This is a genomic window from Paenibacillus sp. NEAU-GSW1, assembly GCF_009737085.1.
GTDB lineage: Bacteria > Bacillota > Bacilli > Paenibacillales > Paenibacillaceae > Pristimantibacillus.
Genome location: NZ_WOVL01000001.1, coordinates 219,201 through 232,644, shown reverse-complemented (window position 1 = coordinate 232,644; position 13,444 = coordinate 219,201). Strand labels below are relative to the sequence as shown.

Annotated in this window: 11 protein-coding genes; all 11 read right to left on the bottom strand. The window is 51.7% G+C overall.

Features of this window, described 5'->3' with window-relative positions:
- Positions 1-2: 2 nt before the first annotated feature.
- The 11 genes from hemB to lonB all read right to left on the bottom strand — a co-directional run bounded on the left by hemB (position 3) and on the right by lonB (position 13,441).
- Complete coding sequence (gene hemB / locus GOM71_RS01005) at positions 3-1,001, bottom strand: porphobilinogen synthase (protein ID WP_156277476.1); 999 nt, start codon at positions 999-1,001, stop codon at positions 3-5.
- A 140-nt stretch (positions 1,002-1,141) separates the two neighbouring features.
- Positions 1,142-2,719, bottom strand: a complete 1,578-nt coding sequence (cobA, locus tag GOM71_RS01000) for a uroporphyrinogen-III C-methyltransferase (RefSeq protein ID WP_156277472.1) — start codon at positions 2,717-2,719, stop codon at positions 1,142-1,144.
- 2 nt (positions 2,720-2,721) lie between these two features.
- Entirely contained in the window at positions 2,722-3,675 is a 954-nt protein-coding gene (hemC, locus tag GOM71_RS00995) for a hydroxymethylbilane synthase (protein ID WP_156277569.1), read from the bottom strand.
- 20 nt (positions 3,676-3,695) lie between these two features.
- The gene (locus tag GOM71_RS00990; RefSeq protein ID WP_156277464.1) at positions 3,696-4,331 is read right to left on the bottom strand and encodes a precorrin-2 dehydrogenase/sirohydrochlorin ferrochelatase family protein; all 636 of its coding nucleotides are present in this window, start codon (positions 4,329-4,331) and stop codon (positions 3,696-3,698) included.
- A gap of 25 nt (positions 4,332-4,356) precedes the next feature.
- Complete coding sequence (locus GOM71_RS00985; protein ID WP_156277462.1) at positions 4,357-5,169, bottom strand: cytochrome C assembly family protein; 813 nt, start codon at positions 5,167-5,169, stop codon at positions 4,357-4,359.
- A gap of 23 nt (positions 5,170-5,192) precedes the next feature.
- Positions 5,193-6,575 carry a glutamyl-tRNA reductase gene (hemA, locus tag GOM71_RS00980; RefSeq protein ID WP_156277460.1) on the bottom strand — a complete coding sequence of 461 codons (1,383 nt, stop codon included), beginning with the start codon at positions 6,573-6,575 and terminating at the stop codon, positions 5,193-5,195.
- Between the two features lie 312 nt (positions 6,576-6,887).
- Complete coding sequence (gene speD, locus GOM71_RS00975) at positions 6,888-7,286, bottom strand: adenosylmethionine decarboxylase (protein WP_156277458.1); 399 nt, start codon at positions 7,284-7,286, stop codon at positions 6,888-6,890.
- 403 nt (positions 7,287-7,689) lie between these two features.
- Positions 7,690-8,280 carry a non-ribosomal peptide synthetase module gene (locus tag GOM71_RS00970; protein ID WP_156277456.1) on the bottom strand — a complete coding sequence of 197 codons (591 nt, stop codon included), beginning with the start codon at positions 8,278-8,280 and terminating at the stop codon, positions 7,690-7,692.
- Between the two features lie 306 nt (positions 8,281-8,586).
- Positions 8,587-9,174 (bottom strand): ribosome biogenesis GTP-binding protein YihA/YsxC, encoded by a 588-nt coding sequence (gene yihA, locus GOM71_RS00965; protein ID WP_156277454.1) that lies wholly within the window; start codon positions 9,172-9,174, stop codon positions 8,587-8,589.
- Positions 9,171-11,669 (bottom strand): endopeptidase La, encoded by a 2,499-nt coding sequence (lon, locus tag GOM71_RS00960; RefSeq protein ID WP_367649412.1) that lies wholly within the window; start codon positions 11,667-11,669, stop codon positions 9,171-9,173. The genes yihA and lon overlap by 4 nt, the downstream gene beginning before the upstream one ends.
- A gap of 65 nt (positions 11,670-11,734) precedes the next feature.
- The gene (gene lonB, locus GOM71_RS00955) at positions 11,735-13,441 is read right to left on the bottom strand and encodes an ATP-dependent protease LonB (protein WP_156277452.1); all 1,707 of its coding nucleotides are present in this window, start codon (positions 13,439-13,441) and stop codon (positions 11,735-11,737) included.
- Between the last annotated feature and the right edge of the window lie 3 nt (positions 13,442-13,444).

Genomic DNA, 13,444 nt, shown 5'->3' with positions numbered 1-13,444 from the left:
GCTTACTGTTCTCCTCTCAGCCAACGGGAAGCATCCTTCGCGTGGTAAGTAATGATCAAATCGGCGCCAGCCCGTTTCATGCCGGTCAATGTTTCGAGAACTACGTTCTTCTCATCAATCCAGCCGTTCGCTGAAGCCGCCTTCACCATCGAATATTCTCCGCTTACGTTATAGGCGACGACCGGAAGATCAAAGCTTTCTTTCAGCTGTCTTACGATATCAAGATAAGCAAGCGCAGGCTTAACCATCAGCATATCCGTGCCTTCAACAACGTCGGATTCCGCTTCGCGGAGCGCCTCGCGGGCGTTGGCTGGATCCATTTGATACGTTTTGCGGTCTCCAAATTGAGGCGCGGAATGCGCCGCTTCACGGAATGGACCGTAGAATGCCGAAGCGTATTTAACGGAATAGGACAAAATCGGAACGTGCGAGTAACCCGCTTCATCCAAACCGTCGCGAATGGCGGCTACGAAGCCGTCCATCATGTTCGAGGGCGCAATGACATCCGCTCCCGCCTCTGCTTGCGATACGGCGGTACGCACAAGAAGCGTCAGCGATGCATCATTGTCGACGACAGCCGTTCCCGTCGCTTCATGCACATGCACGACGCCGCAATGGCCGTGATCGGTAAATTGGCATAGGCAAGTATCCGCCATAACGATCAGCTCAGGCGCCCACTTCTTGATCGCGCGAGTCGCTTCTTGAACGATGCCGTTCGGATCGTAAGCCGAAGTCCCTTCTTCATCTTTGTGCTGCGGTACGCCAAACAGCATAATCGCTTGAATGCCCAGCGACACGATATCACGGATTTCCGCCTCAAGCAAATCCATCGACAAGTGGTAAACGCCCGGCATCGAGCCGATCTCTTCCTTAATGTTCGTTCCGCAGGTGACAAAGATCGGATATATAAAGTCGTTGGCCGTCAGTACGGTTTCCCGAACCAGGTTGCGCATCGCAGCCGATTGGCGCAATCTGCGGTTTCTAACGATTGGAAACGCCATGTTGATTCCTCCTAAAAAGTTTTGCGAAGCCAAACTTTGCTTCACAAGGATACGCTTTTACTATCTTAGAAAACTGCACTTTTGCTGTTTTGACCATTTCATTCTAACAATAGGTTATAAAAACCAGATATCGCATAACACTAGAGCAGTCCGCGTCCATTCGCCTGATGGCGGACGAGCGCTTCAACCAGCGCGTCTATAGTCGCCTCTTCAGGCTCCACAGTTACTTGCAATCCGGCCTTAACAGCGGTTGCTGTTGTCAGCGGTCCGATCGAGACGATGTCAACGCCAGCCAACGCTTCTGCCGGATCGTCGATCCCGTTCCTCCGCAAAACTTCGAACAGGTTAGTTACGGTTGAGGAGCTTGTAAACGCCACGGCATGAATTTCCCGATCACGTATCCACTCCAGCGCAAGCTCGTCCTGATGATCGGCAACCGATGTTTGATAGACGTCCGCTTGAACCGCCTCCAGCCCGCGCGCCTTCAGCTCGCGAGGCAGCACTTCGCGGGCGAGGTCGCCGCGTGGCAGAAGCGCTTTTTGCCCTGGCTTCAATTCGCTGTCGAGCTGTTCGAGCATTCCCTCCGCCTGAAACTTGGCAGGAAGCTCTTCAACCGTCAGGCCGCGGGCGATAAGCGCCTCCGCGGTCTTAGGGCCGACCGCTGCGATTCGCGCACGGTGAAAGCGGCGAATATCGATATTGCAGCTGCGAAGCCAGCGGAAAAAGTACTCGACTCCGTTGACGCTCGTGAAAAAGATCCAATCGTATTGTTCGGCCATATCGAGCGCTGATTCGATCGCTTGCACAGCAGCGGCATCAGTCGGCTCGCCTATTTCAATAACCGGATACTCAACCGGCTCTCCGCCGAGCTCTTCAATTCGATCAGCGAGCTCGCTTGCCTGCGCGCGCGCGCGCGTAACGAGCACCCGTACGCCAAATAGCGGCTTTCGCTCGTACCATTGCAGCTTCTCGCGCTGCAGGACGACATCTCCGACGACGATAACTGCAGGCGGTTGAAAGCCAGCTTCTTTTACGATCCGCTCAATCGACTCCAGCGTGCCGACAATGGTCCGCTGCTCCACCCGCGTTCCCCAGCGGATAAGAGCAACAGGCGTATCCGGCCTCTTGCCGTGGCGAATAAGCTGCTCGGCAATATAGCCGATTTTGGCTACGCCCATTAGAAAAATAAGAGTGCCCGTCGCGTTCGTCACTTTATCCCAATGAATCGAACGGTCCAGCTTGTCCGGACTCTCATGTCCGGTCACAATCGACAAGGAGGAAGCCAAATCACGGTGCGTTACCGGTATGCCTGCATAAGCCGGAACTGCAATTGCCGACGTAATGCCAGGAACAATTTCATATTCGATGCCGTTATCGCGGAGCAATTCAGCTTCCTCGCCAACCCGTCCAAAAATCGTCGGATCGCCGCCCTTAAGCCTTGTGACCGTCTTTCCTTCAAGCGCCAAGTCGACAAGCAGCTGATTGATTTCCTCCTGCTTCATCGTATGGCGGTCAGGCAGCTTGCCGACATATATTTTTTGCGCATCCGGTTTCAAATATCGGAGCAGCCTCGGGCTCGCCAGCCGGTCATAGACGACGACATCGCAGCGCTTCAAGCATTCCAGACCGCGTACGGTAATAAGCTTTGGATCGCCCGGACCCGCACCTACCAAATAGACGACACCCTTATCGCCTGACTTTCCTCTACCTGTATCCATCGCTATCCCCCGATTTCCGCCAAAATCCGATCCGCTCCTCTTGCCGACAAAGCTGCCGCGACATCTAATCCGAGCTTCTCTGGATCTGTCCCCTTTAGCATTTCTTTCAGCAATACCGATCCGTCCGGCGAGCCGACCATGCCCGTTAACTCGAGCGAAACTTCTCCGTTCTCGACTTTTTGAACCGTTGCGTAGGCGCCAATCGGAATTTGACAGCCGCCGTTCAACGCGCCAAGAAAGCTCCGCTCCGCTCGAACAGCCAGTTCCGTCTCTTCATCGTTAAATAATGCCAGAAGCTCGCGAACGCCCGCATCGTCCTCGCGGCATTCTATGCCAAGCGCTCCTTGGCCGACTGCCGGAATGGACACATCGACCGGTATCGTCGCCGAAATCCGATCCTGCCAGCCCATCCGGGTCATCCCGGCGGCGGCAAGCACAATCGCATCAAAGCCTTCCGTATCGAGCTTGCGGATACGCGAATCGATATTGCCGCGAATCGACTCCAGCTGCAAGTCAGGCCTTGCATTTTTCAGCTGGCAGGAACGGCGCAAGCTGCTCGTGCCGATCTTAGCGCCATGAGGCAAATCGTCCAAGGACCCGCCATCCTTCATAATAAGGCAGTCCCGCGGATCGACGCGTTTCGGAATTGCGCCGTTCATCAAGCCTTCCGGCAGTTCATAAGGCATGTCCTTCATGCTGTGCACCGCCAAATCGATATCGCCTTCAATAAGCGCTTGTTCGATTTCTTTCACAAACAGTCCTTTGCCGCCAACCTTGGACAACGTAACATCGAGAATACGGTCGCCCTTCGTAACAATTTTGCGGACTTCAAAAGAATAGCCGAGGCCATGCTTATCGCTTATACGTTTCAGCTCATCAATGACTTGCCCCGTCTGCGTGAGCGCAAGCGCGCTTTGTCTGGTGCCGACTACAATCGTCCGATGTTTAGTGTTCATAGTTCCCATTTGTCAATTGTTCATCCTTCCGTAATCAGCTTGCGAAGGCGGGCAAGCCATGCTTCGTCGTCTTCTTCCATCTTGAAATGAGGCGCCTCCGCTGCAGCCAGCCGAAGCAGCGTTTCTCGTTCTGCCGCATCCTTAATCACTGATTTGGTCCGCTCCCGAAGCCTTCTGAGCCGTTCGGCAGCTTTCCCGTATTCCGGTCCGTATCGTTCCTCAAGCTCCCGCTTGATGCGCATAGACAGAGCCGGGCTGGCGCCTAAAGCGGAAACGGCGATCAGCAAATCTCCTCGCCTGACAACGGACGGGCTGACAAAGCTTGAGCGGCTCGCATCATCCGCCGTATTGACCCAAGCGCCAATCCGCCTTCCATCCTCCGCAACCTTCCCATTTAATTCCGGACTGTCCGCCGCTGCAAATACAAGCCTGGCACCGGCGATGTCCTCTATGATGTATTCCCGTTCCAACGTTCTGATCATTGCCTCATTAGCCAATGCGCGCAAGCGAGGCGTCAGCATAGGGCTTATCAAGAGAACATCGTCCGCTCCAGCCTCAAGAAGCGACAACGTTTTTCTCTCGGCCACTCGACCGCCGCCGACAACAACAACCCGCTCGCCGCGAAGCTGAAGCATTACCGGAAAAAAGCCGTTCATCAGGAAAGCCTCCTTTTCCTTAGGCTCAATGGAAAGCGGATAATGTATTGGATAATAAATTAAGAATAAGAACGAGAAATGCAGCCAAATGCAAGCGCGCCAATTGTGTTCCAGGACGGTTCAAAATCGCCCGCTGCACAACATAGATAATGTACATAATCAGCGCCGCAAAGGACGAAAGCACCTTCCAGTCAAGCAGCAGCGACATTTCCCCTTCGACGAGCAGCATCGTTACCGCCACCGACAACGACATCGCAAGCAGCGGGACGCCGATTATAATCGCTCTGTCCGAGTAGCGTTCGATCGTCTCCAGGCTCGGGAAACGGCGAATATATTTAGTCCACCGTTTCCCCTTCAATTGCTTATGAAGAAACAAATACATGCCTGCAAATATGGACCCGACTGTCAACGAGGCATATGCGCACAAAATAAGACTAATATGTACGAAAAGCATTTCCCTCATCGTAGCCGACAGCGCAAAGCCCGCTTTATCGCCCGGGTTGCTGTATAAATTAAGCGCCAGAACGGCAAACCCGACAAGATTGACTAGAAAAACAATAAATTCGATTTTAAAGAAACGGCTTATTACAAGCGAAATCGTGACGAGCAGCCATGAGAATCCCAACCAATATTCAAAGGCCGATATCGCCGTCACTTCCAAATGAGTCGCTACTCGAATGACAAGAAACGCAGTTTGCAATATCCATACAAAAATAAGGAGCCCTGCTCCAATCCGTTTCGCTCTCCGGTTCGCGTCCATGAAATCGGAGAAATAAAACAGAAGGCTCAGGGCGTACATATAAATTATTGTGTCATACAACCAGTTTTGCGTTCCCATAAACGCCTCCACTTGCCTAACATCTAGTAACGGATGAGCGTCGGCGCACTTGCTCGCGAAAGCGATTTGGCTTTCGCAGCTTCCGCCACGGAATTGGAATCCGAAGCCGCATTCTTCTCGGCTTGCTTCACATGAGCAAGCTGTTCCTCAAGCGCAAACAGCTTCACAAACATTTCCATCGCTTCGTCTGAATGCTTCTCGCCCGCCATCTCTTTGATTCGCAATATCGGATCCTGCATCATTTGATTGACAATGCTTTTAGTCAGCTTGCTTATGACTTTAAGCTCATGCTCATCCAGGTCGGGAAGTTTATTTCGCATGCTGTGCATCGTTTCCTCGTGAATATCAGCCGCCTTCGTCTGAAGAGCGCGGATAAGCGGAACGACGCCCAGCGTCCGATACCATTGCGCAAATGCCTCGATTTCTTGCTCAATCATCGATTCGATTTTGGCAGCCTCCTTTCGGCGCTGTTCCAAATTGCTTTCGACAATGCCTTCAAGATCATCGATATCGTACAAAAAGACGTTTTCCACTGCGGCAATAGAAGGATCTAAATCGCGCGGAACGGCAATGTCTATCATAAACAACGGCTTCGATTTGCGCCGTTTCATCGCTGCGGCGACCATATGGCGGTCAAGCACATAGCCCTCAGCGCCAGTCGAGCTAATAATGATATCCGCTTCATGAAGCATGTCGCCCGCTTCGTCCATCGAGCAAGCAATGCCATTGAATTTATCGGCTAACTGCGCGGCGCGCTCGAACGTACGGTTTACGACGATCACTTTGCTCGCTCCGTTCGCATACAGATGCTTAGCCGTCAATTCGCCAGTCTCTCCGGCGCCGATAATCATAACCGTCTTCTTATTGAAATGGCCAAAAATCCGTTTTCCCAATTCAACCGCTGCATAACTGACCGATACGGCCGACTCGCCGATCGTCGTTTCGGTATGCGCGTGCTTCGCCATTGTAATCGATTGTTTAAACAGCATGTTAAACAGGGTGCCTGTCGTCTTCAATTGCTGAGCGAGCGCGAAAGCGTCCTTCACCTGCCCTAAAATTTGCGTTTCGCCAATGACCATCGAGTCGAGTCCGCTCGTTACGCGCATCAAATGCTCAATCGCCTTCTCATCCTCGTACATATAAAGATGATTCGTAAACTGCTGTCTAGGCAGCTTGAACCATTGCTCCATGAAACTGCGGATGTAATGCCCGCACAAATGATGCCGATCGACTACCGCATACAATTCGGTCCGATTGCAGGTCGCCACAATGACACATTCCATAATGCTGCTGGTCTGCTTCAACTGGGCCAATGCTTGCGGAAGCTCTTTCTCCGCAATTGCGAATCGTTCCCTCACTTCGACGGGAGCGGTCTTATAGTTCAATCCGACTACGATAATGTGCATGCGCGATCACCTGCCTTTCTTAGTAGTTATTGAGAAAAACTCTTATCGAAGTCCTTCGATGAGGTTCGACCGCGGAAGTTTTTATAAACTGAACTTTTTGAATTTCTATTTAAAATTTTTGTTAAGATCAAAAGACTTACTTTATCGTTTCAACGTTTGTCAACTGTTATTATAGCATAGTTCGACAAGCTGTATGTCCTCATTTATGAATAATGTTTGAAAAACTGCTAACCATTATTCCCTATCTAGACAAAGAAATAACCATGGACCGAGGTCTATGGTTATTTCTAATATCAATCATTTGCGAACTTGTTACACAAGCTCGATTTGTTTCATTGTCGGTTCTTCGACTTTCAATTCGCCCATGCCGCGCACAAGTTTCTTTGCATGCGTAGTCGTCGGCTTCAGCACTGCAATCATATAGTCGATTGCAAGCTGCGGATCCACGGTTTCACCGCAGGTGTAGCAATCAAGAGCGGCAAATCCTCTCTCAGGATACGTGTGAATCGAGAGATGACTCTCCGACAGCAGCACGAGTACCGTTGCTCCTTGAGGCTCAAATTGCTTCGATTGCACGGACAGTACGGTAGCGCCGCAAGCTTCAGCAGCCTCCACCATTTGGGCTTGCAAAAATTCAGCGTTGTTCAGTAGATCAAAATCTACTCCCCAAGTATCAACAGCAACGTGTCTTCCGAAAGTTGAGTATTCCATCTTCCGGCTCCCCCTTCCTAGGAATAAAATGTTTAAAAATTTCATCCGCTAGGACCTACGTCATTCACTTCCCGAGGGAATAATCTCTCGCAACATAACCATGTCCTGAGTGAATCCTGGTTCCTATTTTGTTACAAAACGAGCTGGCCATATTAAACGGCTTAGTCGTTTGTGCGTGGAGCAATGTTTTCAACGAGATTAAAAATAACATCTATCGTCTAGAAATGCAACTCTTTTTTTTTACAGGGATTGAATTGGCTTTGCTGCCATCGCTCCCGTATTCAACGTATGACCATTGCTCCTAATTGGTACCGAATTATTTGGCTTGTCCCGCCTAGATTTTAAGCGAAATGATGAAAAAAAAGAAGCCGCAAACAGCGGCTTCCCTCGTCGATTCTCTCGATCAGGCTTCCAGTACGAACAGCTTGCGCGTTTGCTCCGACAACCGCTCGTCGATTGCTGCGATTTGATCGCGATCGCTCGCTTGGTTGCGCAAATCAAGCAATTCGTTTATCGCACTGTGTACAAGCGATATTTCGCGTTCGATCAGCCTGCTGCGGAATACCCGCTCCAGCTGCCCGACTGTATCCTTGTACTCGAACACGACTCTCGTGCTCGTTCCTGTCGTTTCCAAAATGCGTCGAACGCTGCCGTTCATATAGTGATAGATCATCGTATATTGACTATAAATGCGATTGACGATTGCATCGCCATGAAAAGCGGATACTGCTTTGCGCATGGCATTGGTCAGCTTAGGGTGAACAAGGCGGCAGTTAAGCACACACACGTAACGGTCTTGTTGACGCTCAAACGTCAACCTCACCTCTTCCCTCCCTGCTACATCTTCGAGAACCAGCTCCTGATTGCCGTTTTCAAGCACCATTACTTGTTGTCTGACTTGTTGATCTTCAAAAAAACGGACAAATTGAGACATCTCATCATTCGATAACTGCAGTTTGGCATTTACATACTCCGTGGCTAGCCGCTGAGCCATAAAAATCTCCTCAATTCTTTGAATTGCACGCGTTTTTACTCTTTGCTTGAAATAAAGGAAAGTATATCATTTCACTCTTATACTTAGTCCTATATTTTTCGCGAAACCCGTTGTCCTTTAACATGGACAGAAAAATGGTTTCTTCTTATTGCTTTAAGTATATTATACGTGATCAGAGCATTTTATTCCTGCCGGTCAGCCTCGATATTCTCGCATATTTCTGAAAAAACCGCAAAAAAGGACGAAGAGCTTAACCTTTTTCACTGAATCCTCTTCATATTGCTAGAAGTTGCTGCGCTTTCTGCCTTATGTGCCAATCGCATCCGTAATGACGCTCCACAGCTCGTCTCGGCCAAGCCCCGTTTCCGAGGAAAATTTGACGAACTTGTCGCGCGGATCAGCCTCAAGCGTCTCTTTAATGAGACGAATATGCTTGTCCCATTTGCCTTTCGGCACTTTGTCCGCTTTCGTCACAACGATACAGGTCGGGACATTATAATGTTTTAGCCAATGATACATAAGAACATCGTCCTTGGACGGCGCATGGCGAATATCGATGATGAGAAGCTGCAGCTTGAGCTGCTCGCGGTCTTTAATATACGTTTCGATCATTTGGCCGAAAGCTTCGCGCTGCGTTTTGGACACTTTGGCATAGCCGTAGCCCGGAAAATCGACGAAATAGACGCTGTCGTTAACCCGATAATAGTTAAGCTGCTGCGTTTTGCCCGGCTGCGAGCTCGTTCTCGCCAAATTTTTGCGCATAATCATTTTGTTGATCAGCGACGATTTCCCGACATTGGAACGCCCTGCCAGAGCAATCTCTGGCAAGGCGTCATCGGGATACTGATGAGGCTTTACTGCGCTTATAACAAATTCTGCTTGTGTAATTTTCATAATACTGGCGTTCCTGCTTTCTCTTCGGTAATGACCGGCAGCAGCGCGTGCTGAAGCACTTCATCCATATGGCTTACCGGGACGAATTCGAGCTCGCTGCGGACGCTGTCCGGAATGTCGCGAAGGTCGCGTTCGTTATCCTTCGGCAGAAGCACCTTCTTAATGCCGGCGCGATGCGCGGCAAGCGACTTCTCCTTTAGACCGCCGATCGGCAGCACGCGGCCGCGAAGCGTAATTTCCCCCGTCATCGCGACTTCCTTCGATACAAGGCGATTGGTCAATGCCGAGATCAGCGCCGTTGCCATCGTAATGCCGGCAGACGGGCCATCCTTCGGAATCGCTCCCTCCGGAATATGGATATGAATATCGTTCTTTTCATGGAAGCTCGGATCGATCTGCAGTTCCAGCGCCTTTGAGCGAGTGAAGCTGAAAGCAGCTTGCGCCGACTCCTTCATCACGTCGCCAAGCTTGCCGGTAAGCGTTAATTTGCCGCTGCCCGGCATTACGGTAACCTCAATCACAAGCGTGTCGCCGCCGACCTCGGTCCAGGCGAGTCCGGTTACAGCGCCGACCTGATCGACGCTTTCGGCCATGCCGTAACGGAATTTCGCAGGTCCGAGCCATTCCTTCAACAGATCCGAATCAACGACAAGCTTCGAACCAGCTGCCATTGCCGGTTCATCTGCTTCCGCTTCATCCGGACGGGAATCGCCAAATGACGCTTCCAGCGCATGCAGGGTCGGATCGTCTTCCACAATCGGATCGCTTCCCGCTTCTTCGGAAGCTGCAGAAGCTGCGCCCGCTCCCGCCGAAACAATATGCTTCGCGGCTTTCCTGCTTATCGCCGCGATTTGCTGCTCCAAATTGCGCACTCCCGATTCGCGCGTATATTCGCGAACGAGCTGCAGCAGCACGTCGTCGCTGACCTGCAGCTGCTCCTCCGCAAGGCCGTGCTCTCTTTTTTGCTTCGGCAGCAAATAGCGGCTTGCGATTTGCAGCTTTTCCAGTTCCGTATAGCCCGGAATGTACAGCACTTCCATTCGGTCAAGCAATGGACGCGGTATGTTGTGCATTGCGTTTGCAGTCGTAATAAACATAACATTGGATAAGTCAAAAGGCACTTCGACAAAATGGTCGCTGAACGTATTGTTTTGCTCCGGATCAAGCACCTCTAAAAGCGCAGAAGCCGGGTCGCCGCGAAAATCCATCGCCATCTTGTCGATTTCATCCAGCAAAAATACCGGATTGAGCGAACCGGCCGTCTTCATCCCTTGAATAATCCGTCCCGGCATCGCGCCGACATAAGTGCGGCGATGTCCGCGAATTTCCGCCTCGTCACGTACGCCGCCAAGCGAGATGCGCACAAATTTACGTTCAAGCGATTTGGCGATCGAGCGGGCAAGCGACGTTTTGCCGACGCCTGGAGGTCCGACCAAGCACAAAATCGGCCCTTTCATTTTGCGGACAAGCTGTTGAACGGCCAAATACTCGAGCACGCGTTCCTTCGGCTTTTCAAGACCGTAATGGTCATTGTTCAAAATTTGCTCCGCTTTGTCGAGACTGAGATCGTCTTCGGTCAGCTTGTTCCACGGCAACGCCAGCAGCCAGTCAATATAATTGCGAATGACGCCGCCTTCAGCCGACGTTGCAGGCATTTTCTCCAGACGGTCGATTTCCTTCTCGACCTTCTCTTTGACCTGCTCAGGCACGCCTGCTTCCGCAAGCTGATTGCGCAGCTCCTCGACTTCGCCGGCTCTGCCTTCCTTCTCGCCAAGCTCCTTCTGAATCGCCTTCATTTGCTCGCGCAAATAATATTCCTTCTGCGTCTTCTCCATCTGCTTCTTGACGCGCTGGTTGATCTTCCGCTCCAGCTCCAGCACTTCGCGTTCATTGTTCAGCAGATCGAGCAGCCGTTCCAGACGGGCGCGAACGTCGACGGTTTCCAAAATATCCTGTTTATCTTTAATCTTCAAAGACAAATGGCTTGTGATGACATCGGCAAGCCTGCCCGGATCGTCAATATCCGATACGGCAGCCAGCGTTTCCGGCGTAACCTTCTTCGAAAGCGTAATATAATGCTCGAACTGGCTGAGCACGGAGCGCATAAGCGCATCGACTTCCGGATCGTCTGTTTCCTGCTCGGGAAGCTCCTTGACAGACACCTCGTAAAACTCGTCGTTCGAAACGTAGTCAACGATTTCGGCGCGCGTTACGCCTTCGACGAGAACGCGGATCGTGCCGTTCGGAAGCTTGAGCATTTGACGGACTTTAGCAATCGTGCCAATGCGGTAAATGTCGTCTTCTGTCGGCTCTTCAATATTCACTTCGGATTGCGAACATAGCAGAATCATATGATCGTCGATCATTGCTTTCTCTAACGCTCGGACCGATTTATCCCTGCCCACATCCAGGTGGAGCACCATGCTTGGATATACGAGCAGCCCTCTTAAAGGGAGCAGGGGAAGCCGACGGTGTTTCGTTTTTCCGGATCCCACACCAGCACCTCCAAAAATTATGTCTACCCTATTTTACCACATCGGAAAGTTGTATGCATTTTTCGTCATTCCGCCGAATCTGCCTGCAAATAGGGAACTCCCGCCGAAGGAATGTAGCGTTCGGAAGCGATATGCGCCTCCACCTCGCCAATGACCGTTTCGCCAATCGGAAAAACGAGGCCGAACACTTCGTCCACACGGTCGACCGGAATGACCTTTAGTCCTTCAAGGCCGGCAAAGATCGCCTGCCAATTCTCGCGCGGTATAATTACTGTGTTGGCTCCTGCCTGGAATGCCGCTTCGACTTTCGCCAGTACGCCGCCAACCGGCTTCACATTGCCATGAATGCCGACCTCGCCGGTCATCGCCAGCTTGTTGTCTATCGGATACTCCTTGATCGCCGAAGCGATTGCCGTCGCCATTGCTATGCCGGCTGACGGGCCGTCAATCGGCGTGCCTCCCGGGAAGTTGATATGCAAATCATAATCCTGCGGGTTTAAGCCATAACGGCGGAGCATCGTAATGACGTTCTCGACCGATCCTTTCGCCATGCTTTTGCGGCGCAGCGTGCGCGATCCGCCTCCCAGCTCCTCTTCGTCGACTACGCCGGTAATCGTAAATTGGCCGCGGCCTTGCGCAACCGGAATGGCGCTCACTTCAATCTCAAGCAGCGTGCCCATATTCGGACCGTATACCGCAAGTCCGTTTACGAAACCGATTTGCGGCTCTGTCGGCACTTTGCGGTCGGGACGCGGAGGAATTTGGCTGCTGTTGACCACCCATTCGATGTCGGCCGCCGTAATCGCATCGCGTTTTTCCGATAAGGCTACGCCAGCGGCAAGTTGAATAACATTCACCGCTTCGCGGCCGTTCGTCGCATACCGCTGCACGACCTCAACAGCGTCCGGGCATGGTCCAAAGCCAATTTTTTTAATCGCGTTCTGGGCGATTTGCGCGATTTCCGACGGCAGCAGCGGCCGGAAGTATACCTCCATGCAACGCGAGCGGATCGCCGGCGGAATTTCATTTGGCGAACGCGTTGTCGCGCCAACCAGACGGAAATCGGCAGGCAAGCCGTTTTGGAAAATGTCGTGAATATACATCGGTATATTCGCATCCTCCGAATTGTAATACGCGCTCTCCAAGAAAACCTTGCGGTCCTCCAGTACTTTTAAAAGCTTATTCATTTGAACCGGATGCAATTCCCCGATTTCGTCGATAAACAGCATGCCGCCATGCGCTTTCGTTACAGCGCCCGGCTTAGGCTGCGGGATTCCGGCAACGCCCATTGCGCCCGCCCCTTGATAAATCGGGTCATGCACCGAACCGATTAGCGGGTCAGCGATACCGCGCTCGTCAAAACGGGCGGTCGTCGCGTCGATTTCCGTAAACTTCGCTTCCTGCAGAAACGGCGAAGCCGGATTTTTTTTCGCTTCCTCCAGCACGACGCGCGCCGCTGCGGTCTTGCCGACCCCTGGCGGTCCGTAAATAATAACATGCTGCGGGTTGGCGCTGCAGAGCGCCGCTTTCAACGCGCGCAAGCCGTCGGACTGCCCGACAATATCCTGCATCGCTTGCGGCCGCGTTTTCTCAGCCAGCGGCTTCGTTAACGAGACAGAGCGCAGCTTGCGTAGTTTATCCATTTCCTTGCGCGATTCCCGGTCGACCGCAGAACGGTTCGTCTTCTGATTGCGCAGCAAATTCCAGAAATACAGTCCGATTACGACTGCAAAAAATACTTGAATCAACATCAAAACAATACTTAAATTCATCGG

Coding starts and splice junctions, on each gene's coding strand:
- hemB (WP_156277476.1), bottom strand. CDS start 1,001: ATGGCGTTTCCAATCGTTAGAAACCGCAGATTGCGCCAATCGGCTGCG.
- cobA (WP_156277472.1), bottom strand. CDS start 2,719: ATGGATACAGGTAGAGGAAAGTCAGGCGATAAGGGTGTCGTCTATTTG.
- hemC (WP_156277569.1), bottom strand. CDS start 3,675: ATGAACACTAAACATCGGACGATTGTAGTCGGCACCAGACAAAGCGCG.
- GOM71_RS00990 (WP_156277464.1), bottom strand. CDS start 4,331: ATGAACGGCTTTTTTCCGGTAATGCTTCAGCTTCGCGGCGAGCGGGTT.
- GOM71_RS00985 (WP_156277462.1), bottom strand. CDS start 5,169: ATGGGAACGCAAAACTGGTTGTATGACACAATAATTTATATGTACGCC.
- hemA (WP_156277460.1), bottom strand. CDS start 6,575: ATGCACATTATCGTAGTCGGATTGAACTATAAGACCGCTCCCGTCGAA.
- speD (WP_156277458.1), bottom strand. CDS start 7,286: ATGGAATACTCAACTTTCGGAAGACACGTTGCTGTTGATACTTGGGGA.
- GOM71_RS00970 (WP_156277456.1), bottom strand. CDS start 8,280: ATGGCTCAGCGGCTAGCCACGGAGTATGTAAATGCCAAACTGCAGTTA.
- yihA (WP_156277454.1), bottom strand. CDS start 9,174: ATGAAAATTACACAAGCAGAATTTGTTATAAGCGCAGTAAAGCCTCAT.
- lonB (WP_156277452.1), bottom strand. CDS start 13,441: ATGAATTTAAGTATTGTTTTGATGTTGATTCAAGTATTTTTTGCAGTC.